A 24,524-nucleotide genomic window follows, 5' to 3' on the forward strand; every position below is an offset into this window, starting at 1 on the left:
GCTTAAATATTCAATCAGGCGCCAGCCTATGGCTGGATCAATTGGTTGAGTCCGATCCTAGGGCGATGACAATGCCTTGAAAAATGCTTTATTTTGGCAATCTCATGTCTTTTTGTTATGGATGGATCAGCACCATGAACCTCCGTCAGTTGGAAGCCTTTCGCGCCGTGATCCTGGGCCAGACCGTGACCCGTGCCGCCGAAATGCTGCATATCTCGCAACCGGCGGCGACCCGGCTGATCGCCAGCCTGGAAGAGGACATCGGGTTCAGCCTGTTCGACCGGGTCAAGGGGCGGTTGCAACCCACCGCCGAGGCCATGACCCTGTATCAGGAAGTGCAGCGCTCTTTATTGGGCGTGGAACGCATTGCGCGGACCGCCCAGGACATTCGCACGCTCAAGCGCGGCTCGCTGCACATTGCCTGTGCCCCGGCCATGGGCTTGTCATTCGTGCCCCGGGCGATAGCCGCGTTCGTGGCCGAACACGATCAGGTGCAGATATCGCTGGTGGTGCATTCGTCGCGGGAAGTCGTGGATCTGGTGGTCGGCCAGCGCTGCGACCTGGGCCTGATCGTGTTGCCCAACACCTACCCGAGCCCCCGCGCCGAAAAACTGCTGGCGACACGCATGCTCTGCGCCCTGCCCGCCGGCCATCGCTTGCAGGACCAGGCGACGATCCGCCCGGAAGACTTGCAGGGCGAACCGTTCATTTCCTACCCACAGTCGATTGCTTCGCGCCAACAGATCGACGCGATCTTCGCTGCCCATGGCGTAGACCGCGAACTGCGCCTGGAAACCCAACTCTCGCTGCCCATGTGCGTACTGGTCGAACAAGGCCTGGGCGTGGCGCTGGTGGACGCCATCAGTGCTGTCGAATACCGCGGCCAGGGCGTCGTCTTCCGGGCCTTCGAGCCGGCGATAGAGATGGACTTCAGCATGCTCCTGCCCATCCAGGGGCCAGTCTCCAGGCTGCAAGCCCGTTTCCTGGAGCACATGCAGCAGTTCATCGAAGCTCGGGTGCCGGCGGCCTATCGGTTCTGAAGTGATCATCCGACGCCCGCCAATGGATCCACTAAGTCAGCCAATCGTCCATTTACACAGCAAAACCGTTGACAATTAAATTAGTTAAGAGAGTTAATGGATCCACAGATAAGAACAACATCCGCCTGGAGATCCGTCATGTACCCCAAAAACGCCTGGTACGTTGCCTGCACCCCCGATGAAATCGCCGACAAACCCCTGGGTCGCCAGATTTGTGGTGAGAAGATGGTTTTTTACCGGGGGCACCAAGGCAAGGTCGCAGCCGTGGAAGACTTCTGCCCCCATCGCGGCGCCCCGCTCTCCTTGGGTTACGTCGAAAACGGCAACCTGGTGTGCGGCTACCACGGCTTGGTGATGGGCGACGAAGGCAAGACCGTCGAGATGCCGGGACAACGGGTACGGGGATTTCCCTGCAACAAGACCTTTGCGGTGCAGGAGCGGTATGGCTTCATCTGGGTCTGGCCCGGTGACCAGGCGGTGGCCGATCCGGCGCAGATCCATCATCTGGAATGGGCTGAAAGTGACGAATGGGCCTACGGTGGCGGCCTGTTCCATATCCACTGCGATTATCGCCTGATGATCGACAACCTGATGGACCTGACCCACGAAACCTATGTCCACGCGTCAAGCATCGGTCAGAAGGAAATCGACGAAGCGCCGCCGGTAACCACGGTCGAGGGCGATGAAGTGGTCACCGCCCGCCATATGGAAAACATCATGGCCCCACCCTTCTGGCGCATGGCCTTGCGCGGCAACAACCTGGCCGACGACGTGCCTGTGGACCGCTGGCAGATCTGCCGCTTCACCCCGCCCAGCCACGTGCTGATCGAAGTCGGCGTCGCCCATGCCGGCAACGGCGGTTATCACGCCGCGCCGCAATTCAAGGCATCAAGCATCGTGGTGGATTTCATCACGCCGGAAACCGAGACCTCGATCTGGTACTTCTGGGGCATGGCCCGGCACTTCCAACCGCAGGATGGGGCCCTCACCGCCTCCATTCGCGAAGGCCAGGGCAAGATTTTCAGCGAAGACCTGGAAATGCTCGAGCGCCAACAGCGCAACCTGCTGGACCATCCGCAGCGCAACTTGCTCAAGCTCAACATCGATGCCGGCGGCGTGCAGTCCCGGCGGGTGCTGGAGCGCTGGATCGCACGGGAGCGCGAGCCTCAAGCCGGCTTGATCGCCAGCAGCAATCAGCCACAACGAGCGGAGCAACGGTCATGATCGAAGTCCAGGTCACGGCGCGGCACGACGAAGCCCTCGATATCTGCAGTTACGAACTGACCCGGGTTGACGGTGAGCCGTTGCCGCCCTTCACCGCCGGCGCCCATATCGATGTGCACGTGCCCGGTGGGCTGATTCGCCAGTACTCGCTGTGCAACCATCCCGAGGAACGACATCGCTACCTCATCGGCGTGCTCAAGGACCCCATGTCCCGCGGTGGTTCGCGCAGCTTGCATGAGCAGATCCAGCCCGGCATGCGCGTGTACATCAGTGAACCGCGCAACCTGTTCTCGCTTGTCCCGCACGCCCGACGCAGCCTGCTGTTTGCCGGCGGCATCGGCATTACGCCGATCCTGTGCATGGCCGAGCACCTGGCCCAGAGCGGCGCGGCGTTTGAATTGCATTATTGTGCGCGCTCCCGGGACCGTGCGGCCTTTGTCGAACGCCTGCGCCAAGCTCCCCATGCCGACCGGGTGTTCCTGCATTTCGATGACGAACCTGAAACCTTGCTGGACGCCGCCAAGGTGCTGGCCGCGCCGGGTGATGACGCGCACCTCTATGTGTGCGGGCCCGGTGGGTTCATGCAATACGTCCTCGACACCGCCAAGGGCCAGGGCTGGCAGGAAGACTGCCTGCACCGCGAATATTTCGCCGCCGCCCCCACCGACACCCGTGCCGATGGCAGCTTCTCGGTCAAGCTCGCCCGCTGTGGCCAGGTGTTCGACATCCCGGCGGACCGCAGCGTGGTGCAGGTGCTGGAAAGCCACGGCATCGAGATCCCGATCTCCTGCGAGCAAGGCGTGTGCGGCACTTGCCTGACGCGGGTGCTGGAAGGTGTGCCGGAGCATCGGGACATGTTTCTGACCGAAGCGGAACAGGCCTGCAACGACCAGTTCACCCCATGTTGCTCCAGGTCGAAGACCCCGATGCTGGTACTCGACCTCTAACATCCGAACAACACGAAACCCTGTGCGAGCTTGCTCGCGATGGCGTCAGCTCAGCAGCATCAATGACGACCGAGCCACCGCTATCGCGAGCAAGCTCGCTCCCACAGGGCATTTTATGGCAAATAAAAATCCTGCAATCACCAGCCGCCGAGGCGTTCACTCCGAGCGGAGAATCACCTTCATCCGCTCGTCAGCCAGCGTCGAGCCGAACACCTCGGCATAACGCAGGGTCGCATTGGCATGCTCGCGCATGATCGCTTCGGCGCGGCCGCTCTGACGGTTGATCAGTGCGTCGAACACCGAATGGTGTTGCATATGGGCATAGTTGAAACGGCGAAATTCACCGGCCATGTTCTGGCGATCCACCGCCAGGGCGGTGACTGAGGCGAATGGCAGATGATCGTTGCGCGCCAACGCGTCGGCGATCGCCGGGTTGTGGCTGCCTTCGACAATCACTTGGTGAAAGCGCATGTTGAGGTCGTGATAGACCTCCAGATCATCCTCAGTCACATACCCCTTGGCGAACAGTTCATCACCCTGCACCAGGCATTGCTCGAGTGTCGCGCGGGCCTCTTCAGACAAGCCATGCTCGGCCGTCTGCCGTGCCGCCAGGCCCTCCAGCACGCCACGCACCTCCACGGCGCCGGCTATTTGCTCGGCACTGACCGAACGCACCTGGAAACCGCGCCCGCCAAAACGCACCAGCAGCCCTTCCTGCTCCAGCGTGCGAAACGCCATGCGCACCGGCATGCGGGAAACACCGAACAACTCGGCGGTGGGAATTTCCATCAAGCGCTCGCCGGCGGCCAGCTCACCCGAGGCGATCATCTTGCGCAGCGCAACCAGCACCGTTTGGCCGGGCTTACTCATCCAGGCGATTCCAGAGAAAAGAAGCCGTCATAGTAAAAGGCTTGGCGCAACGTGTCACGGCAAGGCCCTGGCACGGGCTCATGGTGAAAGCCGGTGGCAAGCACGCTGCTGCCACCGCCCAGCGGTTCAAATGCCCGCCAACGCCCGCAACTGCGCCAACGTCTGCTCGTCCAGGGTAATCCCCTGCTGATTGGCTTTGCGACGCTCGCGATGACGACGGTCGCCCGGCAATCGTCGCAGCCCGACGCCATGCATCTGCCTGACCAGTTCCCGGCTGCGCTCGGCGAAGTCTTGTCCGGCAGTCTTGCTGGGGTCGATCACGATCAACAACTGGCCGGTCCACGGCGTCTTGGCGCCCGGATGATTGCTCCAATCGAATTCGAAGGAAAAATTGCCCCCTGTCAGGGCGGCCGCCAGCAACTCGACCATCATCGACAACGCCGAGCCCTTGTGCCCGCCAAACGGCAGGAGCGCGCCACCTTCGAGAATCGCCTTGGGGTCGCGGGTCGGTTGGCCAAGGCTGTCCACGCCCATGCCCGGCGGTAGCAACTCGCCCTTGCGCGCTGCAATCTGCACGTCGCCATGGGCGATGGCGCTGGTGGCCAGGTCGAAGACAATCGGCTCACCGTCGGCCCGTGGCGCGGCGAAGGCAATGGGATTGGTGCCGAACAACGGACGGTCTGCGCCATGGGGCACCACGCACGTCATGCTATTGACCACACTCAGCGCCACCAGGCCTTCATAGGCAAACGGCTCGACATCCGGCCAGAGCGCCGCGAAGTGATGGGAGTTGCGAATGGCCAGGACGGCGATACCGGCGCTGCGGGCCTTTTCCACCAGTAAAGGGCGCGCTGCGGCCAGGGCTGGTTGGGCAAAGCCGTTACCGGCATCCACCGCGACGAACCCTGACGCCACGTCTTCGACCACCGGCACGGCCTTGCCGTTGACCCAGCCGCTGTTCAGCGTCGAGACATACCCGGGAAGACGAAACACCCCATGGCTGTGGGCACCGTCGCGCTCGGCCCCGGCGCAGTTTTCAGCCAGGCACCGGGCGACTTCGGCCGAAGTGCCATGACGCAGGAAAGTCTTCTCCAGCAAGCTCACCAGAGCATCGAAAGACAAGGTGCAAGAAGCGGCATGATCGGATGGCGCAGACATCTGAAGCTCCGGAATGATTGTTGGAGGTAGCAACAGCGTAGAAGGACCCGCCGGGTGATTAAACACTGTTTCAGGCGTGCACTGCCAATCCTTCCCACCGCCAGTCAAAGAAGCCCGGCGGGCAATAACTATTTACCACCTTCGCTCGTCCTTCGTTGCCTAGTGTGGCCGCTTCCGCCACGTTCGCGCCGTTTTGCGGCGCCTTGATCGAGAAGCAACGATGACCACTACAACCACGCCGCTCCTATTTCCTGAGGTGCTGAACGCCAATCGCCTGAACGAATTGAGCGCCTCCCACGGGCTGACCCAGGCCGACCTCGACTGGTTGCACCTTGTCTCCCTACCCAGCCATGCACAACGTGCGGCGCAAACACCGCCGATGTCCGTCGAAACGATACTGCTCCAGGCCGACAATAAGCCCCCGATCCCACTGGCCGGGTGTTTTACCCTCAAGGCCTTGCCAGGTACCGCCGGCGCCAGCCTCAAACCTGCGTTCCTCTACACACCGGACAGAGGGATCAGCAAGTTCAACGACCCGCAGTCCCTCGACAACAAGATCGATGAGATGCTGCGCGACACCGCGGGGCGCGACGAGCTGTTTCGCTACCTGTCGATTTCCCAGCGCAGCGAACTGAACAGCACCACCGACATCACGCAAACCAGCCAGATTATCAACGAAGGTGTTTTCAAGGCGCAGATCGAATCCATCGAACACGCCCAGAGCCTCAATGCTTTGGCCATGGTGGATGAGTTGATCAAACTGCCCACACTGACCTCGATGCTGGACCAGGCCTTGAGCGAGCGGCTTCCAAACTTCGATCAACGACAGGCCCGCGTGGCCGTGCGCAAGGGTGTTCCGCTGGGTGATTCCCATGCAATCCCGGTCACCGAAAGCATTCCGCTAAGCGACGCGGTGCTGGTCTACTTTCACCATCAAGGTTGGCCTGCCGGGCATGACATCGACCTGACTCACCCGGGCACGACCACACACACACCACAGCAATGGGAGACGATCATCAAGGCCACGGCCAGAAACCTGATCCCTACGCTCATCCAATGCATCAATGCCTATTGGGAGGCGAACAGCCCCTTCCATCAGTCGCGCCGCCACTTTCTTTCCCGGGTCATTCGTGGCGCACTGCAGGCAGTATTCCTGATCGAGCGCGAAAAAGGGCAACTGACCGAGGCCCAGCGCCAAGAACTGCTTCGCCTGTTCAGGCCCTCTCGCCGGGACGAAGTACTGCTGTTCATTGAAACGATTCGCCTCTGGGAATATGAGCCACACTTCGTCGAGCTGGCGGGTTCGTTGATGATCAGCGGCAAGGATCATTATCTCTACACCCCCAACCACGGCTTGCAGAAAGTCGCCAGTTACCTGGGCTTCAAGGATGCGCTACTCAATTCCCCCGCCACCTCCGAACCCAGGCAAGGACTCTACAACCTCTTGAGCCTGGAAGAACGCAACCGTTTCCTGCGCTTCGACCAACCGCAGATCTCAGGCGAATCGGTGGACTTGCCGGTGGCCGAGTCGCTGGCTGACGCGATCATCGCCAAGCAACTGGACAATCTTCATTACGCCTTGGAAATGTCCCGCCAGGGCGACGTCAACCTCCATTCGCTCATCGACAAGGCGCTGGATATACGCACCTTGATCAACAAGAGCCTGTTGGATCAGAAAACCGAAGGGCACTGGGGCACGCGACCGGCGTTTTACGGAAACCTGCGACCGTCCAACTTCCGGGCTGACCAACTGGAGAGGAAGATCAAGAGCTACACCGACATCGAAGACACGTTCCACACCCAATTCATCCATTTGCCGCCCACCAATACCACTGCACTGCACCACGGGTTGGATAAATTGCTGCCTGACCTGACCAATGTGTTTTCACTGGGCCTGCGTGCCGAGGCCGAGCTCAGGGACCTCGACGGGACGCTGCCGGCCGTCGCCCATGATTTGATCAGGAGCGTGTTCGCCTATGACCCCGAATACCCGGGCCGTGCGCAGCGCCTGGGCTTCAAAGGCTTTCGACCGGATGTCTACGCCTTGAAGCTGGCGTACAGCATTGGAGGCAGTACGACCGCCCTGCCCCTGCCCAATTGTTTTTTATTGACCGAGCGCGGTGGCCTGGATACGCCTTATTCGGGCATGGCCATCCTTTGGAGCCCCTTCGCCGGTCTGCAGGCTTTTGCCAGCGTCGACCTGGCCACGAGGCAATTGAACAAGCACCTGCTCGACACTCGAAAGCGCTTTGCCTGGCTCTTGAACCTTGCCCCCGAGCAACGCAAGCCCCATGGACGCTATCAACTCCAGGCCTATGAACTGCTCGAGAACAATGTGCTTGTGAATCGGATGAAGTCGTTCATCGAACAGTTCAAGGCCGAGCACAGCTACTTGAGCACTTTGAAAGCTGGGGATTGGCGACTCAGCGGGTCGACATTGCGCAACAGCCTCGACGCGTTGCTGAGCCAGGGCGCGCCCACCAATCTGACGCGCGCCGCAAACATCGCCCGAGCGAACAGGCGACAACAGCAGCTTCCCGCCTGGCTGGGCACAGCGTCCCTGGACGATCAACGCTTGCACATCGAACTGCTCGAACAATACAAGAACAGCGTGGTCGACGCCGATGCCAAGGACTACCTGGACGGTATCGAACCGTTGCGCACCTACGTGCACAAAAGGCTCAAAGCGTTACTGGATACGCGTTTCCCTGGAAAAAACCTCGACCCGGACACCATTCAGATCACACCGAACCTGGCCGTCGTAGGGCCGGCCAGCGCCTTGACGGACTTTGCCTTGAATCATGCCGACGTCACCCGAAACGGCTTCAAGGTGTCGTCAACCTCCACGCGCAGACTGCCTGATGGCTTGAACGAGACCTCAGTCAGGCAAATGTTATCGTCCCTTGATATCCCCACGGCCTATAGAACACAGGTGGTGGACAGCCTTTCGGGCTCCGGCGCGCAGGTCCAACAAAGCAAGCGGCGGTTCCGCCGACAACTGCCTTGGCAACTGCTGCAACACGCTCACGCCCGGCATCTGCAGCAACATCTTTCCAGCCGGGCATTCGACCTGATTCGCCAAGTGCTGGATATGCCGGACGCCATTGCTCGCAGCATGGTTGAAGGCGCCGGCGCACTGTTTCGCCCAGTGGAGCTGATCAAGACCGACGGCGCTGCGGCGGTCAAGGCCCTTGGGCTTTACCTGGTGGGTTCGAGCGCCCAGGCAACGAACCCGCTGGTGCTGTATACCCCCTATCATTCAGGCCATTGCTTCACCGAGTTCAAGGATGAAGCGAGTGTGGTCGCGGCCTTCAACACGCCCGGTGCGCTTCAGGATTTGCTGATTCGCCGGCTTCCAGAGGATCAACAGGCCATTTTCAAAAACCTGTTCGCGTCGACACTGGGGCATCTTTCGGAAGTCACCCTGGGCTCCAACCCCATCCGTACGAACCTGCTCGACACACTGTTCGAGGACAACACCAGGTTGCTGGCAAAGCTGTTGAGTTCGCAGGCACAGGACAAGCGCCAATTCGACTGGGGCACCGTCCTGCACCTGTTCAGCTCGGGCATCCGGCTAGTGGGGAGACAGTTACCTGGCAAACTCACGTTCATAGAAACGCTGTGGGAAAGCTACCAGGACTTCAAGGCGTCTTCCGAGGCCCTGCAAGCCCGTGACTGGAGAACCGGCCTGCACGACTTCATCGCCGGCGCCGCCGAGATGGTGTCGCTGGGTCTGCTCAATCGCGACGATACCTTCGGTCTTCTCGATCCCGTTGAACCGGCCTTGCCAAGTGTCACACCGACGCTCAACTGGAAGGACGTCGCCTCCACCGCCCAACTACGCACCGACCTGGGCGCCTTCGAAGCCTCGGGTGTCAGCCTGTCGAACCTGCAGAAAAACCTGGTGGATGGCACCTACAAGGCCCTAGGAGACGGCAAGCTTTATATCCCCCTGGCCGGCAAAGTCTTTCAGGTGGCAAAGGCCGGCCACACCTGGCGAATCATTCATGAACACGGCGACGGGCCGTTACTGAAAAAGTCCCCGGACGGCCGACTATGGGAGATCGACCCACAACGCCAGACCATCCGCTTTGGCAAGGCTGGGTCGAAGATGGCGGTCACCTATAGCGACTTCAAAGCCAAGGGGTCACTGAATATCGAAGCGCGAGGCATGGCTGAGATACGCCGCAAATACCCATACCGAGCCAATGCAATCGTGCAGGCGCTGGAGACCGCGCGGTTCTACTCCTTCAATGCCTTGCACAATCTCCATCAACTCAAGCAACAGGTTCTTCCGGGTTCTCGATTGGACAGATACCTTAAATTGTTTTTTGGTGTCAGCCACGTCGACGCCAGTCTTATCCGCAAAATAGAGACCGCGATCTCGCCGATATGCCAGGCATTGGCCGATCCCTCCTGGGAACTGCAGAATGCCAGCCGCATCGTTGTCGGCCATCTCAGGCACCTGGAGGACAGAGCGACTGCATTCGTGCTCGAACCGGCGGCCGTTGGAAGAATCTACATCACCCAGTTCTTCTTCGACATGGGGCTGGACTGGTACAAGTCCGTCGTGCCCGACACCTTTAATGTCGATGCCCATGCCCAGGCAGCGACTTTTATCCATGAAGTCTCCCATCAGTTGTTCAATACCTTCGACATCATGTATCTGGACGCGGCACTGCCGTTTCTCGACTTGATTTCGACAGCGACCTATCTAGGACAAGTGCAATACGACAAGCAAAAGAACCTGCAACACCACGGACTTTCGTTAACCACCCCAAAATCCAGATTGTTCACAGAGTGGGATAACTCAGACAACACACACAAGAAAATCGAACTGTTGCCTTTATACAAAGAGACAACCCGGGAAATCCTCAAGATAACCGGCGCCAAAACCATGGATCACGCTCGCGATGATTTTCTCGATCCGATTTTGCCGGACAAGCGCATCGACGTCATACTTCGCAACGCCGACTCGATCACGCTCTTGATTTGTGAATTAGGACGGCAACTCGATGCGAGTCCCTCTCGGCAACTGGCCGTGCCGTGAGTCGTACAAGAGGGGTTGTTGATCTTTTTTTCACGCAAGGTATGCGATGCTCAGGTTAACGACTGATCTTCGAGCGAAAAAACAGGCACATTGATGCGCAAACGCCATGACGGCAGTTCTCGGCAGCTCATGCCGAAGGTTAGAATGCGGCAAACCAGGACGAATCAATGACCGAACATACCCTCTCGGAAGCCGAATACGACGCCATTACCGATGCCGCTGCCCATTGGTGCATGCGTTTGCATGCCGTCGACTGCACCGATGCCGAACGGCAGGCGTTCAAGCAGTGGCACGATGCCGATCCGCTGCACGCGTTCGAATACGAAGCCATGCGGGAAATCTGGGAAGTTGCCGATCATCTGCCGCGCGTCGAGCCAGCACCCGCTGCTCCGGTGTCCAGCGTCAGGCCCCGGTCGCGCTGGAACCGGTTGGCTGCCGCCGCCGCAGTTCTCGTTGTGGGTCTGCCCCTGACCGCCTACACCGGCTGGAACCTGGACTGGATCGCCAATTCCTACCAACGATTCGAAGCTGGCACGAGCGTACGCCATGTCACCCTGAGCGACGGCAGCCAGGTCGAACTCAACCTGGGCAGTGAACTGACCTTTGCAAACTACAAGAACGAACGGCGAGTGACGCTGGAAAAGGGCGAGGCGTTTTTTGACGTCAGCCATGACCAACAACATCCCTTCGTCGTTCGGGCCGGTCAAGGCCAGGTCCGTGTGACGGGTACACGCTTCAACGTCTGGATGTACCAGGACCAGGTGCGGGTCACCCTGGTGGAAGGTTCAGTCAGGGTCACCAGCAACCAGGCGCTCACCCGTAACGGCCTGCAACTTTCGCCGGGCATGCAAGCGAGCTACAAGGCGGGCGACCACCAGCCGCAAGTCCGTGAAACAGACCCCAACGACAGTTCGCTGGCGTGGCGCAACGGCAAGCTGGTGCTGGACAACCTCGCCCTGAGCGACGCCCTGCCGCTGATCAACCGCTACCTCGACCGTCCCGTCATGCTGGCGGACAACAGCACTGGCGGGCTGCGTGTCGGCGGTGTCTACAACATCGGCGAAGTGCATGAACTCGTGGCTTCGCTGCCGAAAGTCCTGCCGGTCTACCTGACCCAGAACAAGGACGGCAACCCGGTCCTCAACTCCATCGGGCAACGACCGGTCCAATAGCTGAGAAACACCCCTTTGGGAACGAAACGCTGTTCACTTAAAGAGGAATGATGTGGCGAGGGAGCTTGCTCCCGCTTGAGCGCGGAGCGCTCACAAAATGGGTCTGCTGCGCAGCCCAGCGGGAGCTAGCTCCCTCGCCACAGGTTTACCGAACGCCTTAGGTACAACAGCGGTTATTGCGTCGCCACCCTGCCCGCCTCATCACCCTCACGGATCATCAGGGCCTGATATTGGGGATCGGCCTTGATCTGCTGTTCGGTGAAGGGCAGCACACTCCACTGCTTCCGGGAAAACGCCTGGGTCTGGTCGGCCGAATAAGGCGACGCTGGATCGCTGGAGATGGAGAACGCCAACAATCCCTGGGCTTGCGGGCCTTTGCCGTCAAACGTCACCACTTGCAGGTAGCTGGTACCGCTGACCACTTCCCGCTTGCCGTTCGCCCCCGGCACGCTCTGGATCGCGTTGTAGATGCCCAGCTCCCCGGGGCCGCCGTGGATCGGTGTCTGTCGGCTGCCGCTGCTGGCCACCTGGACGTCTTGCCATTGGCTGTCCTTCGACAATCCGGCAGCCTTCACCGCCTCCACCGAAGCCAGCATGGCTTCGCGTATGGCCTTGAGCACCGGTGGCCGCTCGGTCGCCAGCCCGCGCGGGGTGCGTTGCGGGTCTTTGGGGTCGAACGCGACGCGCCATGAGTCAGGCACTGCCTGCAGCCGTTCCATGATCTGCTGGAAATGCACGAACCCCAGGCCACTGTTCAGACCGGCCTTGCGATCCCAGGCCTTGAGGCTGGCACAGGCTTCGGCCAATGCCGGAGCATCGCCCCCCAAGTTACCGGCGCAAACGCGGAGCAGGTCCGGCATCACTTGGTCAGCCAGGTACACCTGATCGTCCATGACCATGCGCTGCAAATCTTCCACCTTCACCGGCCCGTTCTTGGCCAACTGTCCCATCCGCTCCAGCGCAAAACGCGCCCGCGGACCCAGCGGCTGGCCATGCTGGCTGATCAACGGGGAATAACCGGACAACGGCTGCGCAGGATTGACCATCCAGGCCGAATCGTTGGAGTTCTGCACATAATCGCGGCGCAGCAACTGCGGGAGCTTGTCGGCGGCATAAATGCCCTTTTGCACGGCGTTGGGGTCGCTGCCCCAGGCACATTCGCTGCGACTGCCATCCAGCACGATCAGCTGCAATCCCGCCCTGGGATCGCTGCACCGGGCCAGTTTGTCGGCATCGACGTTCGGCACTACCGACACGTTCATGTAGAGGCTTTGCCCCTGGTCGTCCACCGCCAGGGTATTGACCCAGGGAATACCCTGGATCTCATGGACGGCAGTCTGCAAATCCTTGAGCGTGACCGCCTTGTTCATGGCGTACCACTGGGCCAGTACCCGATCGTTTTCCAGGTTCGCATCCCGCAGGCTGTAGGCGAACCGGTTATCCCAGTCCAGCCGGCCGGGCCATTGCACGATCGGGCCGAACTGCGAGCCATAGACCACGCGAGAAACCGTCTGCACCTGGCCGTCGGGTTGCTTGATGTCCACCGTGACCGTCTGTTGGCTCATCGGCACGGACTTGCCATCGAGCAGGTAGCGGGTCGGGTCTTTCGGGTCGAGTTGCAGGCGGTACAGGGTAAAGTGTTTTGAACTGTCGACGGTGTGGGTCCAGGCCAGGTGCTGGCTGAAACCGATATTGATCATCGGCAGGCCTGGCAGCGCCGCGCCCATGACGTCCAGCTTGCCGGGAATGGTCAGGTGCATCTGATAGAAACGCATGCCACCCACCCATGGAAAATGCGGGTTGGCCAGCAACATCCCGCGACCATTGAACGAACGCTCACTGCCGATGGCCAACGCATTGCTACCACGCTCTAGCGCAAAACGCTGCTGCCGGGTCGCGGCGGCGGCGAAACGGGAGGTCGGCTCGGCGGCGAGTGCTGTCGCCTGCGGCGGTTGCGCACCTGCCAGGGCTTCGGCGAACTGGCCGACGCCACCTTCCACCAACAACCGGCGGGTCAGCTTGACCAGGTCCAGCGCGGTGATCGGCCGCACCCACTCGCTGGCGCACTGCTCGGGCAGGCCCTTGGCCTTGCGCTCAGCCAACGCGCGGTTGTAGCCGGCCGCATAACCTTCGACCAGTTGTTGCACTTGAGGCGTCTGGGCCTGCCAGAAACCGGAGACCGCTTGCGGCGTGTTGAGCCAGCTGAAAAACAGATCGCTGACACGGTTCTGCCGCTGCTCGACCGTGACCTGCTCGGGCCCGAAATAACGCGAGCGCTGGGCATTGACAGTGACGATCTCATTGGCCAGCAGGCACAGGTTGTCCTGGGCATAGGCATAGCCGATGCCGTAACCCAACCCCCGTTCGTCCTGGGCGCGGATATGCGGTATGCCAAAACGGGTGCGACGGATTTCGGCGCTGGCCTGCCCATCGTCGTGCGCATCGACCACGGGGCTGAGCCCGAGGGCGATCCCTAGAAAAGCGCCTGCAAGGCCAATCCTCGATAACTGCCCGGACATTCTCACGTTCACTCCTGATGAAAACTGCAGAGACCAGGACGGCTACCGGTGCGCCAATAGACAACCACTCGGCTCGCCTGGGAAATCACATGCCGCGTGCTGAATCGGAATGTGCCTCCCTTGAAAACGAACCGGATGAAAAAAAATTAATGCCCTGGCACCGCTTGAAAACGGGGGGTTGACGAAGCAGGGGCAATTTTTTCACATCATTGTCCTCATGATTGCGCCTCCTCGTTCGTCCTATTACAGGAGAGTATTCGTGACCTTTTCTGAACTGGCTGGTAAGGAGTTTTTGCATGCGTAACGCGCAACTGCCCATGGAGGGCAAGCCAAGGCCAACCGGCGTCTCGCTGAGCGCCACCCGCGGTGAATTCGACAAACTGCCGGATCGCGGCGGCAATGACCACATCAGGCGCCTGCTCAAGCGTTTCGGGCTCAGGACCAGTCTGATCCGCCTCAAAGTCATCGACGCGCTGCTCAAGGCCGCCAACGAGAACCGTTGCCTGGGCGTGCGCGGTGTGCACAGCCAGTTATTGGGGCTGGACATTCCATTGTCCTTTCTCAGCGTGCGCGAGGTGTTGAAGCGTCTGTGCAGCGAGGGGGTCGTGACCCTCAACCCTGATAAAAGCTATCGCCTGCACCCCAGCGCGATGGCCGCGCTCGAGGCCGACGATTGAAACCAACGCTCAGGACTTGACCTTGCGCCGCATCACGCCGTTGATCACCACCACGATGACCGCCACGGCAATAGCGATGTATTGAAACAGCTGCTCGCTGATCATTCCCTTGCCCTGCATCCAGGACAGTCCGAGCATGATCGCCAGGACGACGAGGACGATCAGAATCGAGTATTTCAAACGTTGTGAATGTGTCATTGACAGCTTCCTGAAGTGATCCGTTCTGCATCCAGCGTGCTTCCCAGGCCCGCTGCTGCCTTTTGTTCCTGCGCGATATAGGCAAGGCATAGGGTACAACCATCGCGCATTTTCGCGCGACTGCGGTTGTAAACGATTGATGACCTATTTGTATTGACCGTAAGAATATTTCCCAGCAGCCATTGTAATTTTCTTCTGAGCGACACGTCCCACAAGCGCAGGTCCGTTTTCCACTACTCATTGAAGGAAAAGGCGCCTTACGACCGTAGGAGTCGCCAACGTATTCTCGAAAAAGAAGTGAATTTCTTCTTTCGGAAACCAACGTTGGGACCCTATGCATAATCAGCCGCCCCGTTCTTCACCCATCCGCCTGACAGGCTTCTGCCTGGCGATCGCCCTCTTCGAATGCCTGACCTACCTGGCCAGCGACCTGGTCATGCCCGCCATGCTCAAGGTGACCCAGGACCTGGATGCGCCTGCGGATCAGATCCCCTACGCATTTAACTTGTACCTGTTGGGCGGGGTCATGTTGCCGTGGTTGATCGGTCCGTTGTCGGATCGTTATGGACGGCGTCCGTTCATGCTGGTCGGGTGTGCCGGGTTCGCGTTGGCCTGCGCGGCAATCACCCAGGTCACCAGCATGCATGGCTTCAACGGGTTGCGCTTGATCCAGGGGATGGGGCTGGGCTTTGTGATTGCCGTCAGCTATCCCGCGATACAAGAGGTCTTTTGCGAATCCACTGCCGTGAAAGTCATGGCGTTATTGGGCAACGTGGCCCTTCTCTCTCCTCTGTTGGGGCCTTTGGCGGGCGGGTTGTTGTTGCAATGGCTGTCCTGGCGCGAACTGTTCATGTTGCTGGCCGGCCTCGGGACAGTGAGCTGGCTGGCCTTATGGGGCTTCATGCCGCGAAACATCGGTGCGGCGGCTCATGTCCTCGGTAAAGCGCAGACCGTCGAGCCACTCGACATGCGTTCCCTTGTCCGGCGATACGGCGCTCTGCTGGGCCATTCGGGGTTCATGGCGGCCAGCGTCGCGCTGGGCTTGATGAGTCTGCCGCTCATTGCCTGGATCGGTCTGTCTCCATTGCTGTTGATCCAAGGCCAGGGCCTGTCTCCATTGTTGTACGGCGCCTGGCAGATTCCGGTTTTCTCTGCGGTGATCCTCGGCAATCTGCTGTTGAACGCCTTGGTCGAACGGGTCGGCGTACACCGGGTGGTCGGCTACAGCCTGTGGCCCTTCAGCACCGGCCTGATCACATTGGTCATTGCCAGCCAGTTCAGCCTTTCGTTGTCCGTGTTGATCGGTGCCCTGTCGGTCTATGCGATCGGGCTCGGCATGGGCAACGCCGCACTGTATCGGCTGGCCCTGTTCGCCAGCGAGGACAGCAAAGGGCTGGTCTCGGCCATGGTCGGGATGATTTCCATCGCCGTCATGAGCGTGGCGGGCTCGCTACTGGCACTGCTGGGGGCCGGGGAAAGCCTTGAGTCCTTCGCGTTGATGGTCGGCATCGCCGGGGTCTGCTGTCTTTTGCCATTGCGCCTGTTCAGGTCGCAGCCGTTGCCCACGCCTGAGTTCGCCGTCGCAGAGGAATAGCTGATGATCGATTTTCCCTACGCTGATGCACTGTGCGCATTGCCCCGACCGTATGACTGCGATTCGGTGCCTGCGGGCCTGTTCGACAAAGCCATGGCTGAGATCAGCCTGTTCCACAGTCATCACACCCCCGGTTATCGAGACTGGCTCAACGCCAATGGACTCTCGGTCGATGACCTGGAACACCTGACGGACTGGTCGCGCCTGCCACCGATCTACGCCAGCTATTTCAAGCAGAGAATGCTCCTCAGCCCCACCGCCGAAGGCGCGCTGGAGCTCACCTCCTCGGGAACCAGCGGGCAGAAAAGTCGCATGTGCTATGACGAGCGCAGCATGGCAGCGGCCCAGGGCATGGTCGCGAACATCTTCGAGCACTACGGCTGGTCTACCCATGAGCCGTGCAACTACCTGCTCTTGAGCCATGAACCCGAAGCCGTCAATCGGCTCGGCACAGCGTATACCGATCAGTTTCTGTGTCGCTTCGCCCCCGCCAAACGTGTCGCCTATGCGCTGCGACGCACCGGGAAAGGCCACGACTTCGACGTCTTTGGCGTCATCAATGCCCTGCAGTCGTTTGCCGAAGAAGGGCTCCCGGTGAGAATCTTCGGCTTTCCGGCGCTGCTGTGGCACGTCCTCGAACGCATGCGCGAAACCGATGTAGATGACCTGACACTGGCCCCCGGGTCACTGGTCTTCCTGGGGGGCGGCTGGAAGAAACAGGCGGCCCAGGAAATCCCTCGCCATCAGGTCTACGCGCGCATCACCCGGCAGTTGGGCATCGACGCCCAACGTTGCCGCGACGGCTATGGGGCGGTCGAACACGCGGTGCCTTACGTCGAATGCGCCCACCATCGATTCCACGTACCGGTCTATTCGAAAGTCTTCGTGCGTCACCCCTCGAACTTCAGCGTCCAGCCGTTTGGCGAGCCGGGATTGCTGTCATTCGTCTCGCCCTACATCTCGTCAAGCCCCGCGCACGTCGTGGTGATGAGCGATCTGGCGACCCTGCATCCGGCCAACTGCGAGTGCGGCCTGCCCACCCAGTGGTTCGAACTGCACGGCCGTGCCGGCACCAGTGCCAGTCGAAGCTGCGCCATGGCGGCTGCCGAATTGATCAAGGAAAACTGACATGTACCTCATCAATGGCCACCTCAACGTCGAGCTGACGCTCGATGCCGCACTTGAACACCTTCAAGCGCAACTGCCCGTCCTGCTGCAAGCCCCGCTTCGCAGCGAAGAGGTGCTCGACTGCGCGGACGCGTTCGTGCGCTGGCTGCGTACGGCAGCCCCGGATCCACTGCTCGATGAGGATCAGCGCCAAGCCCTGGTTGCCTTTTGCGAACGTCAGCGGTTGGAGTTCAAACTGGAGCGGGAACTGGGCACCGACGCGCGCTCGCTGCGACGCATCGACTACGGCGGTGGCGCGTTCGAAAGCTGGCAGCCCCTGGGTCTGGTGGTGCATGTGACGCCGGGCAACTCACCGTTGCTGGGATTCTGCGCCGCGCTGGAAGGCCTGCTGGCAGGTAATGTGAACTGGCTGCGCCCCAGCTCCCGTGATGGCGACCTTACGGCCCGGTTGCTGGCGGCGTTCGTGGGGTGCGATCCGAGCGGCCGCTTGCGCGATTATCTGGCGGTACTGCCCGTGCCCTCGCGGGAGATCGGTCGTCTCTTTGCGTTGGCCCACGGCGTCAGCGCCTGGGGCGGCGAGACGGCCTTGAAGGCGTTGCGTGAGCAGCTTCCGAGTGGCTGTCGCTGGATCGATTGGGGCCATAGGATCAGCTTCGCCTATATCACGCCGCTCGCGGCCAGCGCGCAGGCGCTGGATGCTCTGGTTGATGAGGTCTGCCGCCTCGATCAACAGGCCTGTTCCAGCCCGCAATGGTTACTGGTGGACAGCGATGAGCCTGCGCAGATACAAGCATTGGGCAGCGATTTGGCCGCCGCGTTCGAACGCCGGACCGGACATTGGCCCATCTTGGAACCCACTGCCGCTGAAGCCTGCGAGATCACGACCCGGACGGCGTTGGCCCGCCTGGATTACAGTTTCGCCAAGAAAATCGGCCAGGTCTGGGCGGGCAGCGATTGGCGCATCCTCTGGGAACACCATCGCACACTGCAACCCTCCCCGCTGTTTCGCACGCTCTTGCTACGGCCAGTACCCGAAGCGATGCTCGCTGAAACCCTGCTGCCATGGCGGAACGTGCTGCAGAGTTGCGCGCTTATCTGTGAGCCGGAACGGGCACCGGCACTGGCGCGCCGCCTGATCGGCGCTGGCGTTTCCCGCGTGGCGTCCACTGCGCAGATCCAGCAGGGCTATGACGGCGAACCCCACGATGGCGTATACGCGCTCCAGCGACTGAGTCGTCGGGTATCGGTCGGCCTTGAGCCTGATGCAGCGCGCCATCGCGTGGCGCTGGATGCACCTGCGCCGGTTTTATCCCATGACGCCTCGACACCGATCATGGACAAGGCCGCGTTCCTCGCCCTGCCCCCAGCCCCTCAGGCACAACTGCTCTTCCGCTCGGGTGGCAGCAGCGGCGCCCCCGTGCTGTCCCCCTACACGCATCGCGATTTCGATCGCCACATGCGCGCCGCCGCCGACGGGCTGCGCGCGGCGGGCCTTGACCCCGCACAGGATCGGGTCATGAACCTGTTTTATGGCGGCAGCCTGTATGGCGGGTTCCTGAGTTTCACCAAAATTCTGGAACAGATGAACGTTGTGCATTACCCGATGGGTGGGCCACCGGACGACAACTTCGAGGAAATCGCCCAACTGATCGTCGCTCACCGGATCAACACGCTTATCGGCATGCCGAGTACCTTGCAACGACTCTTCTCTTCCCAGCGTGCAGCGCTCCAAGATTACCGTGGCGTTCGCAAGATCATGCTTGGCGGCGAGCACCTGGGGCCAGACAGCCGCACATTATTCCAGCAATGCGGTGCCACCTGCATTCGCTCGGCCATCTACGGCACGGTGGACGCAGGCCCGCTCGGCCATGCCTGCATCGGCAGCGACGACGGCGTGTTCCACCTGATGGATAACATCCAATCTCTGGAGATCGTCCATGTGGAACAGGACACACCTGTCGGTCCGGGGGAAACCGGACGCCTGCTGTTCAGCTCCCGCATTCGCCAGGCGCGCCCTCTGCAGCGATATGAGGTCGGCGATCTCGGCCGCTGGGTCTCCGGCCCGTGCATGTGTGGCCTGGAGTCGCCGAGATTCGAACTGCGTGAGCGCCACGGTCGCGTGGTGCGCATCGCTACGCATTTCATCAATACCGGCGAACTGGCCGAGCGGGCGCAGGCGGCCATCCAGATCGTGCTCGACCGTGAACGCAGTGGTTGCGAGCGTTTACTGATCCGCACCGATGGCGACGCCGAAACGGTACGAAGCAATGTGCTGGAAATGGCGCCGCTACGCGCGTCCATCAATGCCGCGTTGTTGGTCGTGGAAGTCCAGAACTGTCCGGTCGAGCGTTTCGAACGTACCAAACACAGCGGCAAAGTCCCGCAGGTGATCGACCGCAGGATGCCCGGTTAGTTGAGTTCACCCGCCATTCGCCAAGCAGACCTTCAAGCCTTGAGAAAATCCTGATGAACGCTTCTTTCCCCTACGAGCCATGGTTCAACCACATCCGCACGTATTCGACATTTTATAAAGGGCAACTCAGCCATTTGCCTGACCAGGGATGGGATTTCGATCAGTTACCGATTGTGGATGTCAGTGAATTTTGGCGAGGCAGCCACGACCTGGATAACTGGCAGGTGCTGACCGCCGAAGTCAGGGATGCACTGGTTTTTAAAACCGGCGGTACGACCAGCCAAGGCAAACTGTCGGTGTACACCCACGCGGAATGGCAGTTGATGCTCGAATGCTTTGGACGCAGCCTGTCCGCCCAACTGTGCGCTGGGGATCGGATCGCCAATCTGTTCTTTTCGGGAGACTTGTATGCCAGCTTCCTGTTTATCCACGGCGCGCTTTGCTGCGTAGAGGCCGCCATTACCGAATTCCCCTTTTCCGGGTCGGTGGACTTCAACGTGTTGGCCGGCGCAATCGTCGAACACCGCATCAACGTGCTGGTAGGCGTACCTGCGCATTTATTGGCCTTCGCCAGCCATGTGAATGCCCAGGGGCGGATGCTGCCACAAGTCACCACCGTGCTGTTTGGCGGCGAAAACCTTTTCGAAAGCCAGCTACCGACACTCAAGCGCGCCCTGCCGAATGCTCGCTTCGCGTCAATCGGATACGCCAGCGTCGATGCCGGCCTGGTGGGTGCCAGCACACCGGACTGCGGCTTGGGCGAGCACCGGGTGTTTGATGAACAGACGCGTGTGGAGATCCTCGACGAGCTGAGCGGCGAGGCGATCGAGGCATGTGGTCAGACGGGTAACCTGGTGGTGACGAACTTCACCCGGACCCTGATGCCGATTGTCCGATACCCGGTGGGAGACCGGGCCAGCTGGTGCGAGCCTGCCGGCACCCCCCAGCGCAAGTTCGCCCTTCAAGGGCGCAGTGCTGAAAGCCGTCGCGTACGGGTTGGCGTATTGTCGCTGTTTCCCGAAGAGATCGGCGAGATCACCCGGCGCGTGAGCGGCGGTGTGCAGTGGCAATTACTCATCGAGCACATCCAGGGCAATGACCGAGTGTCGCTCAAGTGGGTATCCGACGCACCGGCGCACGCTGGCCAAACTCGATCCCATGCGCTGAGGGCCGCCTTGATTGAGCAATACCCAGGGCTGGATCACCTCCACCTGGACGTCCGGGCCTGCCACGCAGGGGAGTTGGAACGCCACCCCCGTTCCGGCAAGCACCTGTCGATAGTGGATCGTCGGGTCTACGGTCCCCTGGCACCGGGGTGCGTCCGATGAGCAATTTCGTTATCAGACCGTTCAGGTCGACGGACAGTGTCAGCACCTGCGAGCTGTTCCGCCGGGTGTATGGCGATCACTACGTCTCGCCCGACGTCTACATGCCGCAGGTGATTTGCCAGCACAACCTGCTGGGCCGGTGGCATTCGTGGGTCGCCGTAACAGACGGCCGCGTGGTCGGTCATGCCGCGCTGTGCCGCCACGGGCCGGTCGCGCAAGACGCTGAGCTGGCGCTGGTTGCGGTGGATCCCGAGCTACAAGGCCGACAAATCGCCTCGCGACTGGGCCGACAACTGGTGGACGGCAGCCAGGCGCTTGGGCTCGCCAGGCTGTCGATCAAACAAGTCACCAGCCATCCCTACAGCCAACGGCTGGCCCAACGGCTTGGCTTTCACGACGTCGGTTTGCTACCCGACTTCGTGCCCTCGCCGTTCGCAATGGACCAGGCCGAAACCATTGTGATCGGCTGTCAGATCGTCAGCGGCCACCTTCGACCTCTGTCGGAGCGCCAATGGCCCGCGCAGTACCAATGGCTGATGGCGCCGCTGGCGTCCCAATTCGGGACACGCATTGATGAAAGCCCGGCAGGGGTTCAACCCTTGCGGATCAGCCATCTGCCCGGACGAGTCGACATCGTGGCAGAGCGCGTAGACGCCGGCCTCGTCGAGCAGTTGCGACGCCTGCCGGTCCACTGGCCACTCTCGGTGCGGCTCGGACTCGGTCGGCACTTCAACACGGACTGTCGCCTGCTGATGACCGCCGGGTTCTTCTTCACTGGGATAATGCCCATCGACACCGCACAAGATTGGCAGGCGCTTTTCCACCGGGTTGCACAGCCGAGCAGGCTCAGCCTGCATTCCGCCCCCATGCAACGGCTCCACGATGACTGGCAGGCACGCGCCCAAGCCTGGAAAGACACGCAGGCCAGCTCGGCCGCCTGACGAAAGGGGTCTGCGGCATTCAAGCTCTCGGCCAGGAAGCCGACACAAATTGGAACGCTCATCCCATTTGCTTCCGAAAGACGCCTCCGTGCAAGGAATACCCATGCCCTCATTGCGCACCATTCAGGCCCGCTACACCTTGTTTCTGGTTCTGTTCATGCTGGTGTTGTCCATCCTGACTGTCGTTGGCATCAGTTATCTGGTCGCACCCAAGCTGCGCTTCACCGAGGAACAAGTGGCATTGAACCGCATCGCCGAAGTCGCCGAGCAGATCCAGGGCGAACTGAACAAGGTGCAGGCGCAGCAACGCAGCATCACCCAGACCATCCCGTTGCTCGACAGCGATGCCATCGACAAAGTGTTGCCGGGGCTGGTGGACCAATACGGTGAGTTGAAAGTCTTCGGCGGCGGGATCTGGCCATTGCCCAACCAGCGCGCCGAGGGGCGCAGCAAATTCAGCACGTTCTGGCACCGCGACGCGTCCGGCAAACTGACGGTCAATACGTTCTGGAACAGCGACGCCGCGCCCAACTATTACGAACAACCCTGGCACAAGGGCGGCATGGCCACCCCGCCTGGCAAATGCGCCTGGGCCGCGGCCTATAAAGACGACGCCAGCGCCGAGCCACGCACCAACTGCGCCATGGCCATTCAGAAAAACGGTGTGCCTTACGGCGTCTCCACCATTGACGTGACCCTGGGCTTCTTCAATGACCTGGTGGCACGCAAGGAAGCCGACCTGAGCGCCGAGATGCTGATCGTCGAAGGCGACGGCAAGATCATCAGCAACAGTTCGCGCATCAGCGGGCCGATCGTACTGAAGAACATCAGCGAACTGGCGGCCACTTCGCCATTCGCCACCCAGGTCAAGGCTGGCCTGGACAAGCGCGACCAGCCGCTGCAACGGGTCGAATTCGACAACAAGGGCGAGGCCAGCACCTTCTTCATGCGCCCTATCGAAGGTTCGCCGTGGTTCCTGGCCACGGCGTTGCCGACCCGGCTGATCACGGCCCAACGCGACGATGTCCTGAACACGCTGAGCCTGTTGCAGATCCCGATGGTGATTCTGCTGGTCTTGATGCAGCTTTACGCCATTCGTCAATTGACCCAGCGCATGAAGATCCTCAAGGGCAATATCGACGCCTTGTCCACCGGCGATGCCGACCTGACGCGGCGCATCACCATCCGGGCCGAGGATGAACTGGGGGCGATTGGTCATTCGGTCAACCGTTTCATTGCCTACTTGCAAGGCATGATCGGTGAAGTCACCCAGGCCACCGGCGCCATGGCGTCGAGCCTGGGTGATCTGCAGCGGACCTCGGCCCACACCAGCGAAATCCTGATGCGCCACGCCTCGGAAACCGACCAGACCGTGACGGCCATCACCCAGATGAGTTCCACCGCTGAAAGCGTCGCGCAAAATGCCGCCGAGACCGCCGCGTTCACCCAACGCGCCAACGAGCATGCCGACCGCTCCCGCGTGGTGGTCGGCGAGGCCTCCAACAGTGTGGTGGCGTTGATCGATGAAGTGGCCAGCGCCACCCGCAAGGTCGAGAGCATGCAACAGGACGCCCAGCGCATCACCGAAATCCTGGGTGTGATCGGCGCCATCGCCGGGCAGACCAACCTGCTGGCCCTCAACGCCGCCATTGAAGCCGCCCGGGCCGGCGAGCAAGGCCGTGGCTTTGCCGTGGTGGCCGACGAAGTCCGCGCCCTCGCCGCCCGCACCCAGGCCAGCACCTCGGAAATCAACGAAATGCTGACCCGCCTGACCCAAGGCGTGAGTTCGTCGGTCTCGGCCATGGAAAATACCCAAGCCAGTTGCCAGTCGGCCGCCGATGCGACGTCACGGGTGAACTCGGGCCTGGACGAAATGGCCGGCTCCGTCAGCCAGATCAACAGCCTGAGCACGCAGATCGCCACGGCCGCCGAGCAACAGAGCGCGGTGACCGAGGAGATCAATCGCAGCATGGTGCAAATCCGCCACATGGTGGAGGAACTGGTGGAAAGCGGCCTGGCCAGCGAGAGCAATACCCGGCAACTGCTGGAAGCCAACACGCGGGTGAATGCGATCATGGGGCGGTTCAAGGTGCGCTAGCCCCCAAGCACAGACCTGTGGCGAGGGAGCTTGCTCCCGCTGGGCTGCGCAGCAGCCCCTTTGCCCTGCGCCTCGGTGTGTCAGGTTGATTGAGCAAGCTGTCTTGGGGCTGATTCGCAGCCCAGCGGGAGCAAGCTCCCTCGCCACAAAGCGGCATTGCACTCTCA

General features: G+C 61.0%; 16 protein-coding genes. 12 read left to right on the forward strand and 4 right to left on the reverse strand.

Annotated elements, in window-relative coordinates; translation table 11 throughout:
• The first annotated feature begins 134 nt into the window (after nt 1–134).
• The 3 genes from AD659_RS23295 (at nt 135) to AD659_RS23305 (ending at nt 3,211) form a co-directional block, all read left to right on the forward strand.
• Complete coding sequence (locus AD659_RS23295; protein ID WP_053125472.1) at nt 135–1,040, forward strand: LysR substrate-binding domain-containing protein; 906 nt, start codon at nt 135–137, stop codon at nt 1,038–1,040.
• Between the two features lie 138 nt (nt 1,041–1,178).
• Nucleotides 1,179–2,264, forward strand: a complete 1,086-nt coding sequence (locus AD659_RS23300) for an aromatic ring-hydroxylating oxygenase subunit alpha (RefSeq protein WP_053125473.1) — start codon at nt 1,179–1,181, stop codon at nt 2,262–2,264.
• Entirely contained in the window at nt 2,261–3,211 is a 951-nt protein-coding gene (locus AD659_RS23305) for a PDR/VanB family oxidoreductase (RefSeq protein WP_053125474.1), read from the forward strand. Before AD659_RS23300 ends, AD659_RS23305 begins: the two co-directional genes overlap by 4 nt.
• A 156-nt stretch (nt 3,212–3,367) precedes the next feature.
• Here the strand turns inward: AD659_RS23305 and AD659_RS23310 are convergent, their stop codons facing one another.
• Together AD659_RS23310 and AD659_RS23315 are read right to left on the reverse strand one after the other, a co-directional pair.
• Complete coding sequence (locus AD659_RS23310) at nt 3,368–4,081, reverse strand: GntR family transcriptional regulator (protein ID WP_053125475.1); 714 nt, start codon at nt 4,079–4,081, stop codon at nt 3,368–3,370.
• Between the two features lie 126 nt (nt 4,082–4,207).
• Nucleotides 4,208–5,239: an Ldh family oxidoreductase gene (locus AD659_RS23315; protein ID WP_053125476.1), complete on the reverse strand. Its 1,032-nt coding sequence runs from the start codon at nt 5,237–5,239 to the stop codon at nt 4,208–4,210.
• Nucleotides 5,240–5,459: 220 nt separating this feature from the next.
• On the opposite strand from AD659_RS23315, the gene AD659_RS23320 reads away from it, so the two are divergent.
• On the forward strand, nt 5,460–10,289 hold the full coding sequence (locus AD659_RS23320) for a dermonecrotic toxin domain-containing protein (protein WP_053125477.1): 4,830 nt from the start codon (nt 5,460–5,462) through the stop codon (nt 10,287–10,289).
• A gap of 167 nt (nt 10,290–10,456) precedes the next feature.
• Nucleotides 10,457–11,461 (forward strand): FecR family protein, encoded by a 1,005-nt coding sequence (locus AD659_RS23325; protein ID WP_053125478.1) that lies wholly within the window; start codon nt 10,457–10,459, stop codon nt 11,459–11,461.
• A gap of 173 nt (nt 11,462–11,634) precedes the next feature.
• Here the strand turns inward: AD659_RS23325 and pvdQ are convergent, their stop codons facing one another.
• Nucleotides 11,635–13,980, reverse strand: coding sequence for a bifunctional acylase PvdQ (gene pvdQ / locus AD659_RS23330; RefSeq protein ID WP_053125479.1), 2,346 nt, complete (start codon nt 13,978–13,980; stop codon nt 11,635–11,637).
• Between the two features lie 296 nt (nt 13,981–14,276).
• Between pvdQ and AD659_RS23335 the strand changes: the two genes are divergently transcribed.
• A complete protein-coding gene (locus tag AD659_RS23335) occupies nt 14,277–14,657 on the forward strand; it encodes a fe2+ zn2+ uptake regulation protein (protein ID WP_053125480.1) in 381 nt (126 codons plus the stop codon).
• 9 nt (nt 14,658–14,666) lie between these two features.
• Here the strand turns inward: AD659_RS23335 and AD659_RS23340 are convergent, their stop codons facing one another.
• A complete protein-coding gene (locus tag AD659_RS23340; protein WP_003202135.1) occupies nt 14,667–14,855 on the reverse strand; it encodes a hypothetical protein in 189 nt (62 codons plus the stop codon).
• Between the two features lie 334 nt (nt 14,856–15,189).
• Here AD659_RS23340 and AD659_RS23345 point away from each other — a divergent pair, with 334 nt between their 5' ends.
• From AD659_RS23345 to AD659_RS23370, 6 genes are all read left to right on the forward strand, one after another.
• Complete coding sequence (locus AD659_RS23345; protein WP_053125481.1) at nt 15,190–16,449, forward strand: MdfA family multidrug efflux MFS transporter; 1,260 nt, start codon at nt 15,190–15,192, stop codon at nt 16,447–16,449.
• 3 nt (nt 16,450–16,452) lie between these two features.
• Nucleotides 16,453–17,577 carry a LuxE/PaaK family acyltransferase gene (locus AD659_RS23350; protein WP_053125482.1) on the forward strand — a complete coding sequence of 375 codons (1,125 nt, stop codon included), beginning with the start codon at nt 16,453–16,455 and terminating at the stop codon, nt 17,575–17,577.
• 1 nt (nt 17,578) lies between these two features.
• Nucleotides 17,579–19,990 carry an acyl-CoA reductase gene (locus tag AD659_RS23355; RefSeq protein ID WP_053125483.1) on the forward strand — a complete coding sequence of 804 codons (2,412 nt, stop codon included), beginning with the start codon at nt 17,579–17,581 and terminating at the stop codon, nt 19,988–19,990.
• A gap of 53 nt (nt 19,991–20,043) precedes the next feature.
• A complete protein-coding gene (locus AD659_RS23360; RefSeq protein WP_053125484.1) occupies nt 20,044–21,318 on the forward strand; it encodes a phenylacetate--CoA ligase family protein in 1,275 nt (424 codons plus the stop codon).
• On the forward strand, nt 21,315–22,259 hold the full coding sequence (locus AD659_RS23365) for a GNAT family N-acetyltransferase (RefSeq protein WP_053125485.1): 945 nt from the start codon (nt 21,315–21,317) through the stop codon (nt 22,257–22,259). The genes AD659_RS23360 and AD659_RS23365 overlap by 4 nt, the downstream gene beginning before the upstream one ends.
• 103 nt (nt 22,260–22,362) lie before the next feature.
• Nucleotides 22,363–24,357, forward strand: a complete 1,995-nt coding sequence (locus AD659_RS23370) for a methyl-accepting chemotaxis protein (RefSeq protein ID WP_053125486.1) — start codon at nt 22,363–22,365, stop codon at nt 24,355–24,357.
• Nucleotides 24,358–24,524: the final 167 nt, after the last annotated feature.

This window comes from Pseudomonas thivervalensis (assembly GCF_001269655.1).
Taxonomy (GTDB): Bacteria; Pseudomonadota; Gammaproteobacteria; order Pseudomonadales; family Pseudomonadaceae; genus Aquipseudomonas; species Aquipseudomonas thivervalensis.